The sequence below is a fragment of the Ornithinimicrobium sp. genome, from assembly GCF_035267225.1.
In the GTDB taxonomy this organism is placed as follows: Bacteria; Actinomycetota; Actinomycetes; order Actinomycetales; family Dermatophilaceae; genus Ornithinicoccus.
Map to the genome: position 1 here is coordinate 1 of NZ_DATFMA010000062.1, position 23468 is coordinate 23468.

Annotated in this window: 24 protein-coding genes and 1 tRNA gene; 4 read left to right on the forward strand and 21 right to left on the reverse strand. The window is 70.8% G+C overall.

All coding sequences use genetic code 11. The features are described from left to right. Positions 1-28: 28 nt before the first annotated feature. On the forward strand, positions 29-211 hold the full coding sequence (locus VJ976_RS05035; protein WP_324099085.1) for a CsbD family protein: 183 nt from the start codon (positions 29-31) through the stop codon (positions 209-211). Between the two features lie 15 nt (positions 212-226). Here the strand turns inward: VJ976_RS05035 and VJ976_RS05040 are convergent, their stop codons facing one another. Together VJ976_RS05040 and VJ976_RS05045 are read right to left on the reverse strand one after the other, a co-directional pair. Next, positions 227-1576: an AI-2E family transporter gene (locus tag VJ976_RS05040; RefSeq protein ID WP_324099019.1), complete on the reverse strand. Its 1350-nt coding sequence runs from the start codon at positions 1574-1576 to the stop codon at positions 227-229. Continuing rightward, complete coding sequence (locus tag VJ976_RS05045; protein WP_324099020.1) at positions 1573-2397, reverse strand: D-hexose-6-phosphate mutarotase; 825 nt, start codon at positions 2395-2397, stop codon at positions 1573-1575. Before VJ976_RS05045 ends, VJ976_RS05040 begins: the two co-directional genes overlap by 4 nt. A 238-nt stretch (positions 2398-2635) precedes the next feature. Here VJ976_RS05045 and VJ976_RS05050 point away from each other — a divergent pair, with 238 nt between their 5' ends. Continuing rightward, entirely contained in the window at positions 2636-5116 is a 2481-nt protein-coding gene (locus tag VJ976_RS05050) for a LysM peptidoglycan-binding domain-containing protein (protein WP_324099021.1), read from the forward strand. A gap of 75 nt (positions 5117-5191) precedes the next feature. Here the strand turns inward: VJ976_RS05050 and VJ976_RS05055 are convergent, their stop codons facing one another. After that, positions 5192-5812 carry an L-threonylcarbamoyladenylate synthase gene (locus VJ976_RS05055; RefSeq protein WP_324099022.1) on the reverse strand — a complete coding sequence of 207 codons (621 nt, stop codon included), beginning with the start codon at positions 5810-5812 and terminating at the stop codon, positions 5192-5194. 81 nt (positions 5813-5893) lie between these two features. Between VJ976_RS05055 and VJ976_RS05060 the strand changes: the two genes are divergently transcribed. Then, positions 5894-6733, forward strand: a complete 840-nt coding sequence (locus tag VJ976_RS05060; RefSeq protein ID WP_324099023.1) for an aldo/keto reductase — start codon at positions 5894-5896, stop codon at positions 6731-6733. Positions 6734-6745: 12 nt separating this feature from the next. Here VJ976_RS05060 and VJ976_RS05065 read toward each other — a convergent pair whose 3' ends face one another. Then, positions 6746-7312: a type 1 glutamine amidotransferase domain-containing protein gene (locus VJ976_RS05065; RefSeq protein WP_324099024.1), complete on the reverse strand. Its 567-nt coding sequence runs from the start codon at positions 7310-7312 to the stop codon at positions 6746-6748. A 52-nt stretch (positions 7313-7364) separates the two neighbouring features. After that, positions 7365-8648, reverse strand: coding sequence for an APC family permease (locus tag VJ976_RS05070; protein WP_324099025.1), 1284 nt, complete (start codon positions 8646-8648; stop codon positions 7365-7367). Positions 8649-8750: 102 nt separating this feature from the next. Between VJ976_RS05070 and VJ976_RS05075 the strand changes: the two genes are divergently transcribed. Continuing rightward, entirely contained in the window at positions 8751-9371 is a 621-nt protein-coding gene (locus VJ976_RS05075) for a histidine phosphatase family protein (RefSeq protein WP_324099026.1), read from the forward strand. Here the strand turns inward: VJ976_RS05075 and VJ976_RS05080 are convergent. The 16 genes from VJ976_RS05080 to cmk form a co-directional block, all read right to left on the reverse strand. After that, a complete protein-coding gene (locus VJ976_RS05080; RefSeq protein WP_324099027.1) occupies positions 9343-10863 on the reverse strand; it encodes a glutamate--cysteine ligase in 1521 nt (506 codons plus the stop codon). The genes VJ976_RS05075 and VJ976_RS05080 overlap by 29 nt on opposite strands. A gap of 48 nt (positions 10864-10911) precedes the next feature. Next, positions 10912-13797, reverse strand: coding sequence for an aminomethyl-transferring glycine dehydrogenase (gcvP, locus tag VJ976_RS05085; protein WP_324099028.1), 2886 nt, complete (start codon positions 13795-13797; stop codon positions 10912-10914). 106 nt (positions 13798-13903) lie between these two features. After that, positions 13904-14476 (reverse strand): MerR family transcriptional regulator, encoded by a 573-nt coding sequence (locus VJ976_RS05090; RefSeq protein ID WP_324099029.1) that lies wholly within the window; start codon positions 14474-14476, stop codon positions 13904-13906. A 151-nt stretch (positions 14477-14627) separates the two neighbouring features. Further along, on the reverse strand, positions 14628-15146 hold the full coding sequence (locus VJ976_RS05095; RefSeq protein WP_324099030.1) for a bifunctional nuclease family protein: 519 nt from the start codon (positions 15144-15146) through the stop codon (positions 14628-14630). 46 nt (positions 15147-15192) lie between these two features. Beyond that, the gene (locus tag VJ976_RS05100; RefSeq protein WP_324099031.1) at positions 15193-15924 is read right to left on the reverse strand and encodes a MerR family transcriptional regulator; all 732 of its coding nucleotides are present in this window, start codon (positions 15922-15924) and stop codon (positions 15193-15195) included. Next, positions 15921-16376 carry an FHA domain-containing protein gene (locus VJ976_RS05105; protein ID WP_324099032.1) on the reverse strand — a complete coding sequence of 152 codons (456 nt, stop codon included), beginning with the start codon at positions 16374-16376 and terminating at the stop codon, positions 15921-15923. Before VJ976_RS05105 ends, VJ976_RS05100 begins: the two co-directional genes overlap by 4 nt. 88 nt (positions 16377-16464) lie before the next feature. Then, the gene (gene gcvH, locus VJ976_RS05110; RefSeq protein ID WP_324099033.1) at positions 16465-16854 is read right to left on the reverse strand and encodes a glycine cleavage system protein GcvH; all 390 of its coding nucleotides are present in this window, start codon (positions 16852-16854) and stop codon (positions 16465-16467) included. Positions 16855-16920: 66 nt separating this feature from the next. After that, entirely contained in the window at positions 16921-17646 is a 726-nt protein-coding gene (locus VJ976_RS05115; RefSeq protein ID WP_324099034.1) for a DUF881 domain-containing protein, read from the reverse strand. Then, entirely contained in the window at positions 17647-17979 is a 333-nt protein-coding gene (locus tag VJ976_RS05120; RefSeq protein WP_324099035.1) for a small basic family protein, read from the reverse strand. Next, on the reverse strand, positions 17976-18848 hold the full coding sequence (locus VJ976_RS05125) for a DUF881 domain-containing protein (RefSeq protein WP_324099036.1): 873 nt from the start codon (positions 18846-18848) through the stop codon (positions 17976-17978). The genes VJ976_RS05120 and VJ976_RS05125 overlap by 4 nt, the downstream gene beginning before the upstream one ends. After that, a complete protein-coding gene (locus VJ976_RS05130; RefSeq protein ID WP_324099037.1) occupies positions 18845-19486 on the reverse strand; it encodes a CDP-alcohol phosphatidyltransferase family protein in 642 nt (213 codons plus the stop codon). The genes VJ976_RS05125 and VJ976_RS05130 overlap by 4 nt, the downstream gene beginning before the upstream one ends. 292 nt (positions 19487-19778) lie before the next feature. Then, positions 19779-19852: transfer RNA gene (locus tag VJ976_RS05135), tRNA-Pro, on the reverse strand. Between the two features lie 82 nt (positions 19853-19934). After that, positions 19935-21410 carry a ribosome biogenesis GTPase Der gene (gene der / locus VJ976_RS05140; RefSeq protein WP_324099038.1) on the reverse strand — a complete coding sequence of 492 codons (1476 nt, stop codon included), beginning with the start codon at positions 21408-21410 and terminating at the stop codon, positions 19935-19937. Then, positions 21407-21874 (reverse strand): SufE family protein, encoded by a 468-nt coding sequence (locus VJ976_RS05145; RefSeq protein WP_324099039.1) that lies wholly within the window; start codon positions 21872-21874, stop codon positions 21407-21409. Before VJ976_RS05145 ends, der begins: the two co-directional genes overlap by 4 nt. Beyond that, positions 21874-22743: a sulfurtransferase gene (locus VJ976_RS05150; RefSeq protein ID WP_324099040.1), complete on the reverse strand. Its 870-nt coding sequence runs from the start codon at positions 22741-22743 to the stop codon at positions 21874-21876. The genes VJ976_RS05145 and VJ976_RS05150 overlap by 1 nt, the downstream gene beginning before the upstream one ends. Next, on the reverse strand, positions 22727-23461 hold the full coding sequence (cmk, locus tag VJ976_RS05155; RefSeq protein ID WP_324099041.1) for a (d)CMP kinase: 735 nt from the start codon (positions 23459-23461) through the stop codon (positions 22727-22729). The genes VJ976_RS05150 and cmk overlap by 17 nt, the downstream gene beginning before the upstream one ends. Positions 23462-23468 lie beyond the last annotated feature (7 nt).

Genomic DNA, 23468 nt, shown 5'->3' on the forward strand with positions numbered 1-23468 from the left:
ATCCAACCCTCGACATCAGGAGACACGCATGGGAATCGGCGACAAGGTCAGCAACAAGGTTGACGAGACCAAGGGCAAGGCCAAGGAGCGGGCGGGCGACGCGACGGACAACGAGCAGATGCAGGCCGAGGGCACCGCGGAGCAGTCCGAGGCCTCGGTCAAGCAGAGCGGCGAGCACGTCAAGGACGCCGCCAAGGACATCAAGAAGTAGCGCCGTCCGCGACGCTCACCCGCCGCGACGGAGGAGGGCTCGCCACCAGGACCGCTGTGGTCCGCCCGGCGCACCCTCACCCGTCGCCGCGGGGTCGCCCGCATTCTCGGGAGACGCTTCTGAATGCGGCCCACCCGGGGACGCGGGGGCCTCGGCGCCGGCGTCGGCACGGATCCGGCTACGCATCACCGCGCCTTGCGTCTCCTGCCGGCGTGCCACGACTTTGCCCTCCGAGGTGACCGCCGTCGCCTCCTGCGCCGACCGTGATCCCGCGAGCAGGTCGACCTGCTCGCTGTAGTAGCGCAGCACGACGATGAACGAGGCGGTGACCGGCACCGCGAGGAAGGCACCGACCACCCCGAACCACGTGCTGCCGGCCACGATGGCTACCAGCACCACTCCCGGGTGCAGGTCCACGGTCTTGCTCTGCAGCACCGGCAGCAGCACGTTTCCCTCGAGCTGCTGGACCACGAGCACGAGCAGCACGACGAGCGCGGCGGTGCCCAGGCCGTTGGAGACCAACGCCACCAGCACCGCGAAGCCGCCCGCGACGAAGGCGCCCACCACCGGCACGAAGGCGGCGAAGAACGTCAGGACGGCCAGTGCGAACGCCAGCGGTACGCCGAGGAAGAACAGACCGCCGCCGATGAGCACGGCGTCGATGACGCCCACGAGTGCCTGGGTCCGGATGAAGCCGCTGACGGTGTTCCAGACCCGCACGCACACCTCCACGAGGTGCTGGCCGGCGTAGCGGCCGGTGAGGCCGTGCAGGGCCGGCAGGAAGCGGGTGCCGTCCTTGAGGAAGAAGAACGTGAGCACCAGGACCACGAAGAGGGTGACGATGAAGTTGCCCAAGGCGGCCACACCGGTGAACACCCCCGCGGCGATGGTGCTGCCCCGGTCCTGCAGCGCCGACCGCGCGCGATCGGCGTACTCCGAGACCTGGGCGGAGTCCAGGTTCAGCGGGGGCCCGGCGATGAACTGCTGGAGCTCCACGATGCCCTGTCCTGCCCGGTCCACCACCTGCACGGACTGCTCGACCACCGACGGGGCAATGGTGGTCAGCACGCCGACCAGGACGGCCAGGGCCGCCACGATCGAGACGGCGGCGGCCAGACCGGCCGGCCAGCCGTGCCGGCGCAGGAAGCGCGCCGGTGGCCACAGCACCGTCGAGACGATCAGCGCCATGATGAGCGGGAAGACCGCGACCCAGGCCTGCGCGACGAGCCACAGCAACGCGGCCACCGTCACCAGGATCAACAGCACCCGGGCCGACCACGCGGCAGCCTGTCGCACCGAGCGCGCGATGACCACGCCGCGGTCGACGGAGGCGGACGAGGCCTCCGCTGTACTCACCGAGCTCATGCGCGCACGTCGATACGGGCTTCGACCACGTGCTGCTCACCTGCGGCGAGGGTGACCGAGGCCGACCCGACACACGCGGTCTCGACGCAGACCACGTCGGTCCACTCCTCGTCGCCGAAGTCGCCCATCTCCGCAGCACCCTCGGGCCCGGGGTTCCAGATCACCGTGTTCGCCGCGCCCGTGCTGCTGACGTGCAGCTCCCGCTCCAGCACGGGGTCCAGCACGCGCACCGGCCCGGGGGAGCGGTAGATCGAGTCCGTCTGCCCGGTCACCTGCACGGGACCCTGCTGCGTCACATCGTGCTCAGCCACCTTGTCGTAGTACCCCACGCCGTCCAGCCCCTCGATCACGGCCCGCCGCACGTCTCCCACGTGCAGGTAGGTGTGCAGTGCCACCTCGTAGTTCAGCTCGTCCGACCCCGCGTTCAGCACCTCGTGACGCAGCCGCAGGCTCGCCGGCGCGATCTCGGCGGTCAACGTGCAGTGGAACTCGGCGCCGAAAGCCTCGCGCGCCGCCTCGTCCAGGTCCTCGTGGGTCAGCCGCCAGGCCAACACCCTCTCCTCCTGTCGCACCAGCGTCCACCGGCGGGTGCGCGCCAGCCCGTGTGACGGCGAACGGTCACCGTCCGGCCCGCTGGCGAACCACGGCCAGCACACGGGGACCCCGCCCCGGATCGCCGTGCCCTCCTCGTAGCGTGCGTGTCCGCTGACCCACACCACGGGCACGCCACGGTGCGCCCATCGCGTCACATGGGCACCGTGGTCGTAGGCCACGAGCTCATCGGTGTCGGTGGTCACGGTGCGTCGGTCGAATCCCGCCATGGGCGAACTCTAGGCCAGAGGCGCGCCCGTCGCGGGGCGACCCGGCGGCCGGCGTTGTGTCACCTCGCGGGCGCAGCGCTGACCTTCTCGACCTGCAGCAGGGGACGGCCATACCTCAGCTGGCTGAGCCTGGGTGGGAACACGCCCGAGATCGTACGGCTACCATAAGAAGAGCGGGGTATCGGTACGGACATCCGGTACGGGGACCTGCCAGACAGCGGTGAGGGGGCGATGGGGAATGTCCGCGACGCGTCTGGTCGTCGGAGCAGCGGCGGCCATCGTGGCGCGCCGTCGTCTCCGGCACTCCAGGACCAACGGGCACGCCGAGGTGAACCGGGCTCCTCAGCGCCGGCACGCCGTGCGCCGCGGGGAGTCGTTGTGGTCGATCGCCGAGAACCAGCTCGGGTCGGCGGCGCGCTACACCGAGATCCTCGACCTCAACTCCGAGCTGCTGGGGATGCGCCCGGGCTTCCTCACTCCCGGCCTGGTGTTGACCCTGCCACCGGCCGAACCCCGAGCCGCGGCCCTGAGCAGCAGGGACGGGACCCACGACAGGCTCCGGTCCCACCACGTGCATACCGTCCAGGCCGGGGAGACGCTGGCCTCGATCGCGGCGCACTGGCTGGGCTCGGCAAGCCGGTACCCCGAGATCCTGGAGGCTTCGGCCGACATCATCCAGCCGGGCGGGCACCGGCTGGCCGATGCCGACCAGGTGGAGCCCGGATGGAAGGTGGCCATCCCGCCCCGGAGCGCTCCGACTCCGTCTCGCGACGGCCAGGTGGCCCGGGCCAGGGGCACCCGGCCGTCCTGGCTGAACCCGGGCCTGGAGCGCGGCGGCAGCCTGTTGGCGGGCGCCTTGTTCGAGCTGTGGCAGGCGCAGCGCCGCGACCAGCGCCGAGCCCGCCGCCCCGGCCGCACAACCGCCCTTCCGCCCCCCGAGGTGTGGGACACCGAACAGAGTGTGCGCCTGCTCGGCTGGGCTCACCGAGAGACGCTGCACTGTCTCGACCTGCACCTGCGCGCGATGAGTGCCCGGTGCCGCGAGGAGGGCCGCGATCCGCCCGAGGTCGACGCCCTGCAGCTGGGGGCTCTAGGCCTGGTGCTGCATCTGGCGGCGCCGGCGGCCCCGCCACCGGGATGGGAGGCCGCCCGCTCCGACCGCTGGCTGCTGCGGCACGGCAGCCCGCTGCCCAGCGACGAGACACCGGCCGCTGCTGCCTACCCGCTCCTGATCACGCTCGGGGTCACCGTCACCGGGGAGCTGTGGATGGTCAACGCCGGCTCGCGCGCCGAGGTGAAGGTCACCGGCGACCCGCAGCGGTGCGCCGACTTCGCCCGGCACGTGAGCCTCGAGCTGGCGACGAACCCCTGGGCGAGGTCGGTCAGCGTGGAGAGCAACGCGGTCGAAGCCGACCTCAACGAGCTGCGAGGCGACGCCGCGGGCCCACGGCCGAAGCGTATCCGGCCGGTCCACGTCACCAGCTCCGAGGGCAGCACCCGCCTGGTGGCACCCAGCGGTCCGGACGGGCGCATGCGCCGGCACAGGCAGGTCGAGCTCACCTCGGCGGGAGTGGCCAGGCTGGACGGGTCGGACCTCACGCTGAACGCCGTCGGTCTCTCCGACGCCGAGGCCGCTGCCTGTGTGGCGATGCTGATGCAGACCCGCTGCGTGCAGGACGTCGCCGCACCCCGTGCCCGGCAGACCGGCAGTCGGTGGCAGCAGGTGGTGGACCAGGCCGGCTCGGCCCTGCCCGCGTACACCATGCCGCGGCCGGCTCGGCTGGGGGGGCGCCCCGGCCCCGAGTCATTGCTGCCGCTGCCGGACCGGGTCTATCTGGGGGTCGCAGCCACCACCGCCGAGGACCTGCAACGCCTGGCTCCCTGCGCCAGCTCCTCGGCGCGAGCCACGATGCGGGCCGCCGACCCTGGACTGCCTGCCGACCTGCGCGCCTGGTTCGACCCCACCTGCCCCACCCCGAGGCTGTCGTTGCTCGGGCCCGCGCAGGTCACCGCCAGCGGCACTCCGCTGCACCGGGGCGAGGCCTACTACGCCGAGGTGATGGCCTTCCTCGTGCTCGGGGAGCACGGGCGAACCCTGCACGAGGTCGCGGAGACGTTCGCGCTGGACCGCCTCCGTGCGCGCAACGACCTGCTGGTGCTGCGCGAGTGGCTGGGCGACGACCCCCGCACACACACCCCTTACCTGACCTGGAACCGGTGGCGGGGCGACCAGCAGGTCACCGAGGTCGCGGGCCGCTACCGGGTCGACGGCGCGCTGACCGACATCGACCTGTTCCGGCGGCTGCGCCTGCGAGCACAGTCCCAGGGATGCGAAGGCATCGAGCACCTTGTGACCGCCTTGTCCCTGGTGCGCGGCCAGCCGTTCGCCGACCTGCCGGCGGGAGGATGGTCCTGGCTCACCCGCGAGCGTCACGTGGACCAGGACATCATCAGTGCGGTGGTCGACGTCGCTCATATCGTCACCACGCACGCCCTGAGCGTCGCCGACCAGGAGCTCGCTCGGCGGGCGAACGCCACGGCGCGCCTGGCGGCTCCCGACGACGACGTGGCCCGGTGGGACGAGGTGGCCATCGAGGCCGCCTGCGGCCATGCGGGGCGGGCCCAGGAGCTGATCGCTCTCGCGCCCTCCGGCCCGTCCGGACAGACCGCCGGCGGTGCCCCGCGCACGATGGCGGTGCGCAGACAGCACGGTTGGTGACCCTGGCGACAGTGCATAAACGCCGATAAGGAACCTTATGTCAAGTAAGGTCGCGGCAACGCGCTCTCCCCGCTTCTACTCGAACGGCGCGGGGTCCCCGGCGCCGACCCGGACCACCTCGGCGTAGTCCCCCGAGAGGTCGATCACTGTGGTGGGGTCACCACCGGTCTCGTCGCCGTCGATCACCACGTCCACCACGGCGTCCAGTGCCTCCTTGATCTCCCAGCCGAGCGCCATGGGCTCATCCTGTCCTGGCAGCAGCAGCGTGCTCGAGAGCATCGGCTCCCCGAGCTCGGCCACCAGGGCTTGGGTGATCCGGTGGTCCGGGATGCGCACGCCGATCGTCCTCTTCTTCGGATGCAGCACCTTCTTGGGCACCTCCGGGGTCGCCGGCAGGATGAAGGTGTAGGCGCCTGGGGTGGCCGCCTTCACGGCCCGGAAGACCGCGTTGTCGAGGTGGACGAACTGGCCCAGCTGGGCGAAGTCGCGGCAGACCAAGGTGAAATGATGCTTATCGTCGAGTTGACGAATATCGATGATCCGCTGCTTCGCCGCCGCGTTGCCCAGCTGGGCACCCAACGCGAAGCAGGCGTCGGTCGGGTAGGCCACGAGCCCCCCGTCCTGCAGCGTCGCGGCGACCTGGCGGACCAGTCGGGGCTGTGGGTCCTGCGGGTGGATGTCGAGGAATCGCGCCATGCCTCACCCTATGTCGCGCCAGGCCCGGCGAACGCCTGCCGAGCCGTGGCGCCCGCGGGTTCGTGCCCCTACCGTGAGGCCATGACTCTTGCTCCGACCTACGAGCTGCACGACGGCACCGCCATCCCCGCCGTCGGCTTCGGCACCTATCCCCTGTCCGGCGAGGAGGGCATCGAGGCCATGGTGAGCGCCCTGCACCATGGCTACCGCCTCCTGGACTCGGCGGTGAACTACCGGAACGAGGAGGAGGTCGGCGAGGCGCTGCACCGTAGCGACCTGCCCCGCGAGGACGTGATGCTGGCCACGAAGGTCCCCGGACGCTTCCACCGGCGCAGTCTGGCCGTTCAGTCGCTACGCGACTCGGCGCAGCGGCTCGGGGTGGAACGGCTGGACCTGGCCCTCATCCACTGGCCCAACCCCAGCCAGCAGCTCTACGTCGACGCCTGGCGCGGGCTGGTGCAGGCCCAGCAGGAAGGTCTCGTGCGCAGTATCGGGGTCAGCAACTTCACCGCCGCTCACCTGCACGACATCATCGACGCGACCGGTGTGACCCCTGTGGTCAACCAGGTCGAGCTGCATCCGTACTTTCCCCAGGCCGACATGCTGGCCACGCACGACCAGCTGGGCATCCGCACCCAGGCCTGGTCTCCCCTGGGCAAGGCAGCCACGCCGCACCAGGAGGCCGCGGTCACCTCCATCGCCGAGTCGCTCGGCGTCACCCCCGGCCAGGTCGTCCTGCGCTGGCACGTCCAGCGGGGAGTGCTCCCCCTGCCGAAGTCGGCCACCCCGGAACGCCAGCAGGACAACCTCGACGTCTTCGGCTTCGAGCTGGACGAGCAGCAGATGGCCGCCATCACCGCGCTCGGGCGCGCCGACGGTCGTCTCTTCGGCGGTGACCCCGAGGTGCACGAGGAGATGTGAGCTTCAGCCCGCCTACCCGGCCTGACGCGCCGCATCGGCGCCGTGCTGGGCGGCTTCGAGAACGGCGCTGCTGAAGGCCGGGATGTCGTCCGGGTTGCGGCTGGTGATGAGGTTGCCGTCGACGACCACCTTCTCGTCGACCCACTCGGCTCCCGCGTTGCGCAGATCGGTCGCCACACTGGGGAACGAGGTCACGCGGCGACCACGAACGACGTCGGCCTCGATGAGCACCCAGGGAGCGTGACAGATGGCGGCCACCGGCTTGCCGCTGGCGGCGAAGTCCTTCACGAAGGCCACCGCGCCCTCGTCCATCCGCAGGGCATCGGGGTTGGGCACTCCCCCGGGCAGCACCAGCGCGGCGTAGTCGTCCACCGAGGCCTGCGAGACCTCACGGTCCACGTCGACCTCCTCGGCCTTGTCGAGGTGGTCGAAGGTCTGCACGGTGCCGCTCTGCGGGCTGAGGACGTGGGTGGCGAAGCCGGAGTCGTGGGCCGCGTCGCGGGGCTGGGTCAGCTCCACGCGCTCGATGCCCTCCGAAGCGACGAGGAAGGCGATGGTCTTGGCGTTGTCGTCTGTCATCTGTCCACTGTGCGAGACCACCGGGGCCGCCGCAACCTCAGCCGGGGTTGTCTCACTCGCCGTCCCTCCGGCTGCGGGCGCGTCGGGCTACGGCGTACCACACTAGGCCGGTGGAGAGCACCACCAGCCCGGACAGCACGGAGGTCCAGGGCAAGGTGGCTACCAGCACCAGGCAGCCCACCAGCCCGGCGACCGCGGCGATGCGGTGCACCCGGCGCGCGCCGCGAAGGGTGAGCGCACTGGCGTTCGTGGCCGCGTAGTACAGCAGCACCCCGAAGCTGGAGAACCCGATCGCCCCCCGCACGTCGAGGCTGAGAGCCACCACGATGACGACCGCGGCGACCGTGACCTCAGCGGCGCGTGGCAGCCCGCGGACGCCGTCCACGCGTGCCAGCACGGCCGGCAGGTGCCCGTCGCGCGCCATGGCCAGAGTCGTACGCGAGATCCCGAGCAGCAGGTTGAGCAACGCCCCGAAGGCCGCAACGGCCGCGGCGAAACGGACCAGCCATACCCAGCCGGGATCCCACACCCGGGCGGCGACCTCGGCCAGCGGAGCATCGTGACGCGCCGCGTCCGCCGGACCGAGCACGCCGAGCACGAGCATCGCCACGACCAGGTAGACGGTCAGCACGATGACGAAGGTGAGGGCGATGGCCTGGCCGATGGTGCGCTGCGGGTCGCGCACCTCCTCCCCCAGCGTGGCGATGCGTGCATAGCCGGCAAAGGCGAAGAACAGCAGCCCGGCCGCCTGCAGCACCCCGTAGGCCCCGGTCACACCCGGCTCGCCGGGGGGCGCGGCGGTGAAGACCTCCGCGCCGCTGCGCTGGGCCACCAGCACGGAGACGGCCAGCCCGGCCAGCACGCTGAGCACGAGCGCGACCACAGCGCGGCTCACCTCGGCCGAGCGATGCACTCCGCTGAGGTTCGCGGTGGTGACCGCCAGGACGGACACCACCGCCGCAAGGCGCGCGTAGTCGGGCGCCACGTACAGCCCGACGGTCAGCGCCATCGCCACACAGGACGCCGACTTGCCCACCACGAAGCACCATCCGGCGAGGAACCCCGGCGCCTCGCCCAGACGCCGGCTGGCGTACACGTAGGTGCCGCCGGCCGCCGGGTAGCGAGCCGCCAGCACCGCCGAGGACCACGCGTTCGCGCCGGCCACCAGGGCGGCCAGCAGCAGGCTGAGCAGCAGCAGCGGCCCTGCCGCAGCGGAAGCCGGCGTCCACACCACGAAGAGCCCGGCGCCCACCATCGAGCCCATGCCGATGGTCACGGCCTGGCCCCGGGTCAGGGTGCGAGCCAGCGAGCCCGAGGGCCTGCCCTGCGACGTCACCGCGCCAGAGTGCCATGGCCGGATGAACCGCAGACGAACACCGTGGTGCCCGTGCCCCCTGACCGGGCGCGGGTCGCCACCGTATTGGCTAGGGTCGGCCCCATGGACTTCGACGACGACGGCAACCCCATCATCCCGCAAGGCAAGCTGGTGCTGGTCCGACACGGAGCCACGGAGTGGTCGAAGTCAGGTCAGCACACCGGCGTGACCGACCTGCCCTTGCTGCCGGAGGGCGAGGAGGGCGCCACCGCCGTGCGACCGGCCCTGGAGGAGTTCGAGTTCGTGCACGTGCGCTGCTCCCCGCTGCAGCGGGCCCGGCGTACCGCCGAGCTGGCCGGCCTGACCCCGGACCTGGTGGACGACAACCTTCGTGAGTGGGACTACGGCGGCTACGAGGGCGTGACCACCGACGAGATCCGTGAGCGCCGCGGGTTCCGCTGGACGGTGTTCGAGCACGGGGTCATACCGGGTGAGACCCCGGGTGAAACCGTGGAGGAGGTCGCTGCACGTGGCTCACGGGTGCTGGAGGAGATCTATCCCGAGCTGCATCGCGGGGACGTGGCCCTCGTCGGCCACGGGCATGCGCTGCGCATCCTGGCCGGCGTCTACCTCCGTCAGAACCCGCGCTGGGGGCGTCGGGTGACCTTCGAGACCGGCACCATCGCCGTGCTGGGCCACCACCACGAAGATCCGGTCATCGAGGCGTGGAACCGTCGCCGCTGACCGGCTCGACCGAGGGTACCGGCCACGTATGCACCGGCCGGTTCTCCTCCTGGTGCTCCACGTAGTGTCCGAACATCTCCTTCAGCGCCCCGTTCCGGTCGTAGCCCGCGGCCTCGTAGGCCTCGGTGGTGGCGACCTGCCAGCTGGCGCCGTTCTGCTTCGCCGCACACCGGCCCTCGATCAACGACAGGTAGTGCTCTCGCACCTGACGGCGTAGGCCGAGGGCGGCCAGGCCCTCCTCGGCCTGCGCGAGCAGATGGTCGGCCACGAGGTCGGTCGCCGCCACCCGGCCCAGCCCGGGCCACGTCACGGTCGTGGCGATGCCGTCCCGGCAGGCGTCGAAGAAGTTCTGCTCCCCGTCGGCGAACGACATCTTCGTCCAGATCGGCCGACCGCTGGAGGTGAGCTTCTCCAGCAGGCCGTAGTAGAAGCACGCGTTCGCGACCATGTCGACGGCCGAGGGCCCGGCCGGCAGCACGCGGTTCTCCACCCGCAGGTGGGGCATGCCGTTCGCGTTGTCGTAGATCGGCCGGTTCCACCGCCACACCGTGCCGTTGTGCAGCTTCAGCTCGGACAGGTCGGGGGTGTGGCCCTCGTGCAGGGTCTTCACCGGATCCTCGTCGCTGGCCTCGGGCAGCAGCGCCGGGAAGCAGTTCACGTTCTCTTCGAACAGGTCGAAGATCGAGGTGATCCAGTGCCGTCCGAAGTAGGCACGGGGACGCACACCCTGATGCTTGAGCTCCTCCGAGCGGGTGTCGACCATCTGTGAGAACAACGGAACCCGGGTCTCGGCCCACAGTCGCTTGCCGAACAGGTACGGCGAGTTGGCACCCATGGCGATCTGGATGCCCGAGATCACCGACGCGGCGTTCCAGTAGGTCGGGAAATCCTGCGGGGTCACCTGCTGGTGCAGCTGGACGGACGTGCATCCCGACAGCGGCCCGATGGTCTCGAAGTACTGCACCACCTGCTCGCCGGTGGGCCCCTCGATGTCGAGCTGCATCCCCTCCCCCCGCTCGTTGAGCACGGCGTCGTTGAGCGCGGTGTAGCGCACCCCGAGGCTGAGCCATTCGCCGTCGAAAACCTCGGCCTGCAGCGTCGGGATGATGCCGGTGGCGACGACGCGGGCCCCGTGCTCGCGGGCCGTGTCCCCTGCGTTGCGCAGGGACTGGCTGAGCCAGCGCTCCAGACGCACCGCCTGGTCCCCCGCCATCGGACGCGGCGGCACGTTGATCTCGATGTTGTAGCGCCCCACCTCGGAGGTGAAGTTCGCGTCGTGGAGGTCGCTGAGGACCTCCTCGTTGATCAGCGCCGCGTCCAAGCCGTCGTCCACGAGGCTGAGCTCGATCTCCAGTCCCATCTGCGGCCGGGTGAAGTCGAACCGCGCGTCCTCGAGCATCCGTTCGAAGACATCGAGGTCGAGCACCACTTTCTGCCGGAAGTTGATGCGCTGCTCGCGGCTGAACGCGGCGGATGTGACCTCTGCTCCCATGGCAGAGACCTAACCACACCCGGACCCGCGCATCCAGTGCGGCCTCTGCTACTCGGCCATCTGCTCCAGCGGCGGGCAGCTGCACTGCAGGTTGCGGTCTCCCCAGGCACCGTCGACCCGGCGCACCGGTGGCCAGTACTTGCTCTCGGGGTCCACGCCACCCGGGTATACGGCGGTCACACGATCGTACTCATGCGTCCACTCATCGGTCAGGCACTGGGCGGTGTGCGGGGCGCCGCGCAGCACGCTGGTGCTCACGTCACCCCCTGCCACCTGGTCGATCTCGGCCCGGATCGCGATCATCGCGTCGCAGAAGCGGTCGACCTCGGCCAGGTCCTCGCTCTCCGTGGGCTCGACCATCAGGGTGCCCGCCACGGGGAACGACATCGTCGGGGCGTGGAAGCCGTAGTCGATGAGGCGCTTGGCCACGTCGTCGACGGTCACCCCGGTCTGCTTGGTCAGCTGGCGCAGGTCCAGGATGCACTCGTGCGCGACCAGACCGCCCTCGCCGCTGTACAGGACCGGGTAGTGCTCGCGGAGCCGGTGGGCGATGTAGTTCGCCGAGAGCACGGCCACCTTGGCCGACTTGGTCAGCCCGGCGCCGCCCATCAGGCGCACGTACGCCCACGAGATGGGCAGGATGCCCGCGGAGCCGAAAGGCGCTCCGGCGATGGCTCCCACTCCGTGGTCCGGCCCGGCGGTCGAGTCCAGCGGGTGGTTGGGCAGATGGGGGGCAAGGTGGGCGCGCACCCCGACCGGTCCGACCCCGGGGCCTCCCCCACCGTGCGGGATGCAGAACGTCTTGTGCAGGTTGAGGTGCGAGACGTCGCCGCCGAAGTGCCCGGGCTTGGCCAGGCCCATCAGGGCGTTGAGGTTGGCGCCGTCCACGTAGACCTGGCCGCCCGCGTCGTGCACCCTGGCGCAGAGCTCGGAGACCGTGCTCTCGAAGACCCCGTACGTCGAGGGGTAGGTGATCATGATCGCGGCGAGCTCGTCCCCGTGCTCGGCGATCTTGGTGTCGAGGTCCTTCAGGTCGATGTCGCCGCTGTCGAGAGTCTTGATGACCACGACCTTCATCCCCGCCATGACCGCGCTCGCGGCGTTGGTGCCGTGGGCGCTCTCGGGGATGAGGCAGATGCGGCGCTGCTCCTGCCCCCGGGCCACGTGGTACCCGCGGATCGCGAGCAAGCCGGCGAACTCTCCTTGCGAGCCGGCGTTCGGTTGCAGGCTGACCCGGTCGTAACCGGTGACCTCGCACAGCCAGGTGCTGAGCTGGTCGATGAGCTCGTGGTAGCCCATCGACTGGTTGGCCGGCGCGAAGGGGTGGATCGCCCCGAACTCCGGCCACGTGATGGTCTCCATCTCCGTGGTGCCGTTCAGCTTCATCGTGCAGGACCCCAGCGGGATCATCCCGCGGTCCAGGGCGAAGTCCTTGTCGGCCAGCCGGCGCATGTAGCGCAGCATGGAGGTCTCGCTGCGGTAGCGGTGGAAGACCGGGTGCGTCAGGTACGCCGACGTGCGCTGGTGCTCCTCGGCCCAGTCCGTCTCCTCGGCCGAAGGCACTCCAGCCGGAGGCGCGGGCACGCCGAAGGCGTCGCACACCAGAGCCAGGTGTTCGTCGATGGTGGTCTCGTCGGCGCTGACGAGCACCGTGTTCTCGTCCGCGCACCACAGGTTGACCCCGCGACCCTCGGCCCGCTGCACGATCCGCCGCGCGCGACCGGTGGCCGTCACCCTGATCGTGTCGAAGAAGTCGTCGTTGCTGACGCCGTAGCCGCCGGCGCGCAGCTCGTGGGCCAGGACGTGGGCGTGCGTGTAGGCCCTCAGCGCGTTCGCCCGGATACCCTCCGGGCCGTGCCAGACGGCATACATGCTGGAGATCACGGCCAGCAGCACCTGTGCGGTGCAGATGTTGCTCGTCGCCTTCTCCCGCCGGATGTGCTGCTCGCGGGTCTGCAGAGCGAGCCGGTAGGCGGTGGAGCCGTCGGCGTCCTTGCTCACCCCGACCAGGCGCCCCGGGAGCATCCGCTCCAGCCCTCGTCGCACGCTCATGTAGCCGGCGTGCGGCCCGCCGAAGCCCATCGGGACCCCGAAGCGCTGAGCGGAGCCGACGGCGATGTCGGCGCCCCACTCCCCGGGCGGGGTGAGCAGGGTCAGGGCCAGCAGGTCCGCCGCGGCCGCGACCAGCGCCCCCGCGTCGTGAGCGACCTGGGTCACCCGGCGGAAGTCGCGGATCCGACCGTCGCCGCCCGGGTACTGCACGATCACACCGAACACCGGCCGGCCCTTGGTCGCGTGCGACAGGTCGACCTCGTCGGTGATGGCTGCCACGTCGGTGCGCACGATGTCGATGCCGACCGGGTGGGCCCGGCCGCGAAGCACGGCATGCGTCTGCGGGAACAGGTGCTCGTCCACCAGCAGGACGGCATCCTTGGCCACCTTGCTCGCGCGACGCATCACCGTCATCGCCTCCGCGGCGGCCGTCGGCTCGTCCAGCAGGGACGCCCCCGAGGTCTCCAGGCCGGTCATGTCCGAGCACATGGTCTGGAAGTTCAGCAGGGCCTCCAGGCGCCCCTGGGAGATCTCCGCCTGGTAGGGGGTGTAGGAGGTGTACCAGGCCGGGTTCTTCAGCAGGTTGCGCCGGACCACCGGCGGGGTGGCGGTGTTGTAGTAGCCGAGCCCCACCATGGAGGTCACCACCGTGTTGCGCGCACCCAGCTCACGCAGCTCGGCGGTGACCGCGCCCTCGCTCGGCGCCGCCTCGATGTCGAGCTCGCGTTCGCTGCGGATGTCCGCGGGCACCGCCTGGGAGACCAGCTCCTCCAGTGAGCCGAAGCCCAGCGCCGAGACCATGGTGTCGATGTCGTGGTCCCGAGGACCGATGTGACGAGAGACGAAGTCGACGGTCTGGGGGTGGGGGGACGGCGTGCTCATGAGACTCCTTCGCGGTATCCGGCGTTCAGCGTGAAGCGACGGCGCCTCCCCCCGGCGACCGTCTCAACTTAGCAAAGGGGGTGGGCGCCACGGCGGCGCCCCAGGTTCAACCGGTGCTGCGGGCGGCCCGGCGGGCAGACAGCTCGTCGGCCGCGTGCGGAACCCGGCGCTCGTGCCGCTCGGTCGGCAGGCTCGACAGATCGCCCTCGACCTCACGCCACACGCTGCCGACCGCGATGCCGAAGACCCCCTGTCCCCCACGCACGAGGTCGATGACCTCGTCGTCGGAGGTGCAGGCGTAGACAGTGGCCCCGTCGCTCATCAGGGTGATGTTCGCGAGGTCCTCCACCCCGCTCTCGCGAAGCTGGGTGACCGCGACGCGGATCTGCTGCAGGGAGACCCCGGTATCCAACAGTCGCTTGATGATCTTGAGCACCAGGATGTCGCGGAAGCTGTACAGCCGCTGGGTGCCCGACCCACTCGGGTTGCGCACCGAGGGCTCGAGCAACCCCGTCCGGGCCCAGTAGTCCAGCTGCCGATAGGTCACACCGGCTGCCCCGCACGCGGTGGGACCCCGATAGCCGGTGCTCTCGTCGACCGAGAACGGCTCGTGCGCGAACAGCACTCCCTGTCGCGGGCCGGAGCCGGAGGTTCCGGACGGGTGCACTCCTGCTACCACGGCGACCTCGACCTTCGTTGCTCGGCTTCCTCCGGGATCGGCCTGCCTGACCCCAGCACCATCCGGGACTGCGGAAGAACGGGCCCGGTGGAACGGCTCGGTCCACGGTAGGCCGCGCCGTGGACGGGGTCAACGATGACGCGCCGGGCTCTCACGTCCCGGGGCCGGAGTCGGGTTCGTCGTCGCCCTCGGATGAGCCGGCGGCGCCCTCGAAGTCCTCGGCCGAGACCGAGTCCAGGAACTCCTTGAACCGCTCCACCTCGTCCTCGTCCTCGATCGCCATGGTGATGCCCGCCAGGTCGAGAAGATCCTCGGCGGCCCAGATGGGCGTGGAGGACCTCAGCGCGAGGGCGATGGCGTCCGAGGGGCGCGACTCGACCACTCGCTCCCCGTCGTCGAAGACGAGCTCGGCGTAGAAGACCCCGTCCCGCATGGCGGTGATGTGCACCTGCTGCAGGCGGTGGCCGAGGGCGGTGACCAGGTTCACCATCAGGTCGTGCGTCAGGGGGCGAGGCGGCTCGACCCCCTGCTGGGCGTACGCGATCGCGGTGGCCTCCGGTGCCCCGATCCAGATCGGCAGATACCGCTGACCCTCGCGCTCGCGCAACAGCACGATGGGGCTGTTGGTGGGCATCTCCACCCGCACCCCGAGCACGTCGAGTTGTTTCATCTGTCCACCGTACCTCCGCCGGGTACGCGACGCTTGACGTCGCGGCTCAGCGCGAAGCGCGCAGTCCCGCACGCACCAGCGCCGAGTGCAACGCGAGGCTGCGCGCGACGATGTCGGCCTGGACCTGCTCCGGGTCGGCCCCCGGTGCGCCCCGGGCACGCCGCCGCCGCAGCGGCTCCAGCACCTGCTCGGCCAGCCCGATCTCCCGGTCCGCCGCCACCCGGAACAGCCGCAGGTGCCGCGCCTCGATTCCGTAGGCGGACAGGGCCGCGGCCTGGCGTGCGATCTCCATGTCGTCGACCCCGTGTCGGCCGGCCGCGTCGACCCGCAACAGCCCGAAGCTCTTGAGGGCGCCGTAGGTCGCGGCGTCCAGACCGGTGTGCTCTCTGAGCTCACTGGCTGAGACCCGCACCTGCCGACGTCGCGCCGGGGGCGGGGCGACCTCGTCGGTCGCCGTGGCGGCGGGTGTGGGAAGGGTTGCGGGTGGCGCCGCTGCGGCCTCCTCGCCCTGCCGGTCGTGGCCGTCCAGATGGTCGCGGATGACCTTCAACGGCAAGAACCGGTCACGTTGTGCGGTGAGGATGAACCGAAGACGCTCGATGTCTCGGGGGTGGAAGACGCGCATCCCGCTGTCGTTGCGATCGGGCACGATCAGGCCTTGGGCCTCGAGGAACCGGATCTTCGAGACGCTGACACCGGGGAAGTCCGGACGCAGCTCGGCAACGACTCCCCCGATGGACGTAGTCGGCTCAGGCGGTTCGGCCGAGGACGATCTCACTGCCGCCCGAGGTAGTACATGAGCCGGAACTTGCCGATCTGGACTTCGTCGCCGGGCTCCAGGGTGACCTCGTCGATCCGTTCGCGGTTGACGTAGGTGCCGTTCAGTGAGCCGATGTCGCGCACCCGGTACCCCCCCTCGTCGCGCAGGAAGACGGCATGCCGCCGAGAGACGGTGACGTCGTCGAGGAAGATGTCACTTTCAGGATGACGCCCTGAGCCCACCTCGTCGTCGTCGAGCAGGAAGCGCGCCCCGGTGTTGGGGCCACGCTGCACCATGAGCAGGGCCGTACCCGGTCGCAGTGCGTCCACCGTGGCCTGGTCTTCCGCCGAGAGCCGCGGCGCGTCCTCCTCGAACGTGTGGTCGCCGCTGGGTGCGTCCGCCCCCGGGGGAAGACGCGCTGTGGTCGGGTCAGCCTGGTTCCAGCGGTGTTCCCGTTCCCGGTCGCTCACGCCGGCACCGCCCTTTCTCTCACGGATCACGGCCACCTGACGCTGGCGGCGTCACGGGCCCGCACCCTACTGTAGTCCAGCCTCCACCTCAGTTGACGTGCTCGCGATACCCCTCCACCTCGAGTAGGTCGCCGAGGTCGCTGGTGTCGTCCAGCTTGAGCTCGTACATCCACCCCTCACCGTAGGGGTCGGTGTTGATCGACTCCGGTGTCTCGTCCAGCGCCTCGTTGACGGAGGTGACCTCCCCGGCCAACGGCGCGTAGAGGTCACTGACCGACTTGGTCGACTCGACCTCGCCGCACGCGTCGCCCTTGCTCAGGGAGTCGCCCACAGCAGGCAGGCTGACGTAGACGACGTCACCCAGCGCGTCCTGGGCGTACGCGGTGATCCCCACCCGCACCACGCCGTCGCCTTGCTCCCGGACCCACTCATGATCGGTGCTGTATCGCAGGTCCTCCGGGTACTCGAACTCGCTCATGGATCTCCTTGGCAGGGCCGACGTCGGTGGCGGTGCCGGTCCGCGGTCGGCGCGGCGGACGAGGCGCTATGGCACGGGCCGAGCGTACTGATGGGGGCTCGGCTCGTGCAACGCATCCACCACCATGTCCGGGCGCTCCACGACGTCCACAGACCCGCCGCTACGGCGCACGTTGTCGATGAACCCGCCCGGAATCGCCAGCGCGCCGGCCAGCGTGTGTGGGTCGCCGATCGCCAGCACCTCGTACGGCGCGGACACCGAAGTCCCGTCGACCACGAGGGTGTCGCGCCGCATCTCCACCCAGGTGCTGGCCACGACCCTCACCTCACCGATCTGGATGGCCTCGCTGCCGCCGTCCCTCAGCTCTTGGATCACGTCGATGACGATGGTGGTGTTCAGCTCGCGCTCGGGATCACGCACCACGACCTCGACCCCCGGCCCCGACACCGGCACCGTACCCGCCAGGATCTGGTAGCTCTCCAGCCGGCGCTCGGCCGCTCGGGCTGCGGCGTCGTCGTCCCCGCCTGCCTCCAGCCTGGCCTTGTCCTGCTCCAGCCGCCGCACCTCGTCCTCGAGCTTGTCGGCCCGGTTGGTCACGTCGTCGAGCAGGGCGATGAGGTCCTCCTCCCGCAGCTCCTCCAGGTCCGAGGCCGCCGTGCTCTGCACCTGCGCCACGAGCGCCACTCCGAGCAGCAGGGTCACCCCCGCCGCCAGCAGGTTCCCCCGGGTCAGCCGCGGCCCGCCCAGCCGTTTCAGGCGTCGCCAGGCCGCTGCGCGCACCGGTGCGCTCACTCAGGCTCCCAGCAGGTGACGGCGGATCGCGGCCACGTTGGAGAAGATCCGCAGCCCCAGCACGACGACCACTCCGGTCGAGAGCTGGGCGCCGACGCCCAGCTGGATACCGAGGAACACGATCAGGGCGGCGACCACGACGTTCGAGGCGATCGAGATGACGAAGATACGGTCGTTGAACACGCCCTCCAGACCGGCCCGGACGCCGCCGAATACCGCATCCAGCGCGGCGATCACGGCGATCGCCAGGTACGGCTCCAACCACAGCGGCACCTCGGGTTGCAACAGCAACCCCAGGACGACCCCCACGACCAGGCCCAGCACCGGGATCACGAGCCCTCCTCATCCTCGACGCTGGACACACGGGTGCTCAGCCGCTCGGCTGCCGGGACCTCGATCTCCCGCCCGCGCTCCCAGGTCATCACTATCCCGTACTCAGCGTCCAGATCGGCGAAGTACTCGCCGGTGGGCCCCTCCACCAGCTCGCCGGCCAGCGCGTCGGGGGCCCCGATGGCTCGCACCGTGTAAGGCCGGGTCAGACCCCGGAAGTCGACGATGATGGCCTCGCCGGCGAAGCGGATGGACGCGGTGGAGGTAAGGCGTTGCTCGTTGATGCTGATGGCCTCGGCCCCCGACGACCACAGCCCGTTGACCAGCTGTTGCAGGTCGGCGGCGAGGACTCGCTGCTCGGGCTCGGCCGGCTCGGGGTCATCCTCGAGCCCCTCACGGGGGGCGTCGTCCACGGTGATGGTCACCCCGGGCCCCCGCACGGCGCGTGCCCCTGCCTGCTCTCCCGCCTGGTCGAGGGCGGCGGCCAGGGCCGGGTCCGCCGAATTGTCCTGACGGGACTCCAGGGCCGACACCTGTTCGCGCAGCACCTCCACCCGCGCCGCGGAGGCATCGCCCTGCTCCCCCGCCATCTCGATGCGCTCGGCGAGCTCGCGGCGCTCGGTGGCGTCCTGAGGGTCCGGGGCACGCAGCGCCACGGCGGCAATGCTCAACAGGAAACCCAGCAGCACCACGGTCAGGACCAGCAACGGGCTGCGCCTGCTGGTCTGACCTGGGAGGCCCGCCTCCCGCCGCTGTTGCGTCGCGGTCCAGTACCCCGGGTCAACGGGGCGGTCGAGCACCTCCACGAGCAGAGCCATCGAGGCGGCCGGGTCCTCGTCGCGCTGAGCCGCACCGCGACGGGGCCACCTCACGAGGACGCCACCTGCCAGTGTCGTCGCCGTTGCCGCACCATGTCGGCGACCTGGACCGCGTAGATGAGGATGGCGATCCAGTACAGCCCCGTGCCCCACCAGATGAAGGCCCAGCCGACCGGCTGGGCGAGCGCCTGCACGACCCCACCCTGCTCAGCCAACAACAGGAGGGGAAAGGCGTACAGCAGGTTGAAGGTGGCGGCCTTGCCCACGAAATGGACCGGTGGCGGGGGCAGGCGGTAGATCCGGGCCAGCGGGTACATGCCTGCGGCGAAGGCGTCCCGCGCAACCAGGATCAGCACGAACCACCACGGGACGATGCCGCGCAGCCCGAAACCCAGCAGTGTGGAGGCGATGTAGAGCCGGTCGGCGATCGCGTCCAGGTAGCCGCCGGCCTTCGAGGTGAGGTCGTAGGCCCGTGCGATCTTGCCGTCTAGATAGTCACTGAGCCCCGAGATGACGAGCACCAGCACCGCCCACAGGTCGGCCCCGATGAGCAACAGCCAGAAGAAGACCGGTACGCCCACCAGGCGCAAGGCGGAGAGCAGGTTGGGGCTGGGCACCCACGCCGGCCGGCTCGGCGACTCGGCCGGCGGATGCTCTGCGGGTACGCCCCGCCGCTCACCCTCCCCGTTCACAGGATCAGGATAGGCACGCCCCCCGCGTGAGACGGCGACGTCGAGCTCCGCCGGGCGCACGGGAGGTACGGGCGTCCGGCGCAAGGATCGGTGGCCGGCAGCGTGGCCAGAGTCCGGCGTTGAGCGGCCCCTACGCGGCTGGACCTGCCTGGCAGCGGTCACGGGAGCTTCAGATGAATGTCCAATGCAGATGACCCTGACACCGACGATGCAGGTGAGCAGGCAGAGGATGACGGCCATCGCCGCCGGGGGCAGGCCTGGTGAGAAACCCCCTCTCACCAGGTCAGTCGTGTCGGGATGACAGGATTTGAACCTGCGACCCCCTGACCCCCAGTCAGGTGCGCTACCAAGCTGCGCCACATCCCGAGACTTCGTGGCCGAAGCGAGATGCACCGTATCGCATGAGCGCTCACGCCTCCCAATCACCCGTCGGGCGCCAGGGCGGCCCTCAGCGGCGACGCTTCTCGCGGACCCGCACCGAGATCTCCAGCGGCGTTCCGACGAACCCGTACTCCTCCCGAAGCCGGCGTTCGAGGAAGCGCCGATAGCCGGCCTCGATGAAGCCGCTGGCGAAGAGCACGAAGCGGGGTGGCCGCGTGTCGGCCTGGGTGGCGAAGAGGATCCGCGGCTGCTTGCCCGACCGGACCGGGTGAGGCTGGGCCGCCACGACCTCGCCGAGGAACGCGTTCAGCCTCCCCGTCGGGATGCGGGTGTCCCACGAGCCGAGCGCCGTCCGCAGCGCCGCATCCAGACGACCGACGTGCCGACCGGTCGCGGCGGAGATGTTCACCCGCGGGGCCCAGGTGACCTGGACCAGCTCCCGCTCGATCTCGCGCTCGAGGTAGTAGTGGCGCTCCTCGTCCAGGGTGTCCCACTTGTTGTAGGCCACCACCAGCGCTCGGCCGGCGTCGATGACCTGTTGGATGACCCGGATGTCCTGCTCGGCCACCGGCTCGGAGACGTCGATGAGGACCACGGCCACCTCGGCCTTGTCCAACGCCGCCCGGGTCCGCAGCGAGGAGTAGAAGTCGGCACCCCGGCTCTGGTGCACCCGGCGCCGGATCCCCGCGGTGTCGACGAACAGCCAGCTCTGCCCCCCGAGCTCGACCAGCTCGTCCACCGGGTCGCGGGTGGTCCCGGCGACCTCGTCCACGACGACGCGGTCGGCCCCGGCCAGCCGGTTCAGCAGGCTCGACTTGCCCACGTTGGGGCGCCCCACGAGCGCCACCCGACGCGGCCCGCCCTCGGGCGCACCCGCCACGTGCGACACCTCCGGCAACACGTCCAACAACGCGTCCAGGACGTCGCCGCTCCCCCGCCCGTGCAGCGCCGAGACCGGCCACGGCTGCCCCAGCCCCAAGGACCACAGCGCTGCCGCGTCCGCCTCGCCGCGCGCGTCGTCCACCTTGTTGGCCAGGAGCACGACGGGCTTGCCCGACCGGCGCAGCAGCCGCACCACCGCCTCGTCGGTGTCGGTCGCCCCTACCTTGCCGTCCACGATGAACAGCACCGCGTCGGCGAGCTGGACGGCAACCTCCGCCTGCTCGGCCACGCGCAGGTGGATGCCGCTGGCGTCCACCTCCCACCCGCCGGTGTCCACCAGCGTGAACTCCCGACCCGACCACTCGGCGGTGTAGGAGACGCGGTCGCGGGTGACCCCCGGCACGTCCTCGACGACCGCCTCGCGCCGTCCGAGCACGCGGTTGACCCAGGTGGACTTGCCGACGTTGGGGCGGCCGACCACGGCCACGACCGGCAATGCCGCCGCACCGGCGTCGTCGGGCCCGAGCGCGTCCGGCGCCCCGTGGACGAGCTCGACGTCGGCATCGGTCAGCTCGAAGCCTTCGAGCCCGGCTCGCAGCGCGTCGTCTACCCGCGACCCCGACGCGTTCGGGTCGCTCGTCGCGTCGGCCTCGCTCGTCATCGAGGCGGCCCCGGGTGGTCGGCCGCCACGTGCCGCTTGATCCGGGACAACATGGCGACCATGCCGCGCATGCGCAACGGGGAGACCGCCGCGGCCAGACCGAACCGGTACGGCGCGTCGTCGGGGACGGCGAGCACCTGTGCGGGGCTGAGCCCGTCCAGGGACTCGTGCAGGATGCCGGCGAAGCCGCGGGTGGTCGGCGCCTCGGGTGGTGCGTCGAAGAACAGCCGCACCGCCGGTTCCCCCTCGCTCTCGCGCTCGACCTCGACCGCCAGGAACAGTGGCGACTGGCACTCGTGCACGCGCTCCATCTCCGCGGTCCGGTCGGCGTAGCGGGACGGCAGGTCGGGCAGCTCCTTGCTCAGCTCGAGCAGCAGCTGCAGCCGGTCGGCCTCACCCACGGCGGTGAAGTCCTCGACCAGCTCGGCCATCGCCGCGGGCAGGTCGGTTGTCTGCGAGGTCATCAGCGCTCCACCGGCACGCGGACCGAGTTGCCCCACTCAGTCCACGAACCGTCGTAGTTGCGGACGGAGTCGAACCCGAGCAGGTGGGTGAGCACGAACCAGGTGTGCGAGCTCCGCTCCCCGATCCGGCAGTAGGCCACCACCTCGTCGTCGGGGCGCAACCCCTGCTCCTGCTGGTAGATCGCCTCCAGCTCGGCCCGGGGGCGGAACGTGCCGTCCTCGGCCGCAGCCCGGGCCCACGGCACCGAGGCCGCCCCGGGGATGTGGCCGCCGCGCATGGCGCCCTCCTGTGGGTAGTCGGGCATGTGCAGCAGCTCACCGGAGAACTCACCCGGCGACCGGACGTCGACCAGGGGCTTGCCGAGGTGCTCCAGCACGTCCTCCCTGAACGCGCGCACCCCCGTGTCGTCTCGTGTGACCACCGGGTAGCCGGTGCTTTCGACCTGTGGCACCTCGGTGGTCATCTCGCCTCCGGCGGCCAGCCAGGCGGCCCGGCCCCCGTCGAGCAGCCGCACGTCGGGGTGACCGAACAGCGTCAGAACCCACAGGGCGTAGGCCGCCCACCAGTTGCTCTTGTCGCCGTAGATCACGACGGTGCTCTCGCGGGTGACGCCCCGGGCCTGCATGACCTCGGCGAAGCGCTCGCCGTCGACGTAGTCACGCGTCAGCGGGTCGTTGAGGTCCAGGTGCCAGTCGAGCTTCTGCGCCCCGGGAATGTGCCCGGTCTCGTACAGCAGGACGTCCTCGTCGGACTCCAGCACCACCAGACCGGGCTGGCCCAGGTGCTCCTGGAGCCAGGGCACGCTGACCAGCCGCTCGGGATGGGCGTACTCGGCGATCTTGTCGGCAGGGTCATGGGGCAGGCTCATCGGGATCCTCCGTATGTGGTCGGGTTTCGGCGGTCTCGCCAGGCGTCTCGACGACAGCGATCACCGCAGCCACCGACTCCTCGAACGTCAGCGAGGAGGTGTCGATTCCGTGTACGCCCGGGGCCGGGGCCTGGAACGAGGACACGGTGGAGTCGTCGCGATCCCGGCGCAGCACCTGGTCGCGGAGCTGGGCGGCCTTCTGGGTCTCCCCCCCGGCCTGCAGCTCGGCAGCCCGCCGGCGCAGGCGCGCCTCCTCGCTGGCGCTGAGCAGCACCCGGTGCTCGGCGTCCGGGGCGATCACCGTGGTGATGTCTCGTCCTTCGACCACGATTCCACCGTCGCCGCGGGCCTGGTCGATGATCCGCCGCTGCTGAGCGGCCAGGATGCGCCGCACCTGAGGGTTGGTGGCCACCTGGGAGACCTGCGCGCTGATCTGGGCGGTGCGCAGGGGGCGGTCCACCCGCTCGCCGTCGACCTCCACCGACGGGTCCTGCGGGTCGGTGCCCATCCGCAGCCGGATGGAGTCCGCCGCCTCGGCGACGAGGTCCCGGTCACCCAGGTCCATCCCCCGGCTGAGGCACCACCAGGTGACGGCGCGGAACATGGCTCCGGTGTCCAGGTAACGCAGGCCCAGTCGGCCGGCCACGGCTCGCGAGACGCTCGACTTGCCCGAGCCACTGGGCCCGTCGATGGCGATGGTGACCGGACGTGGGGGCATTCGGTCA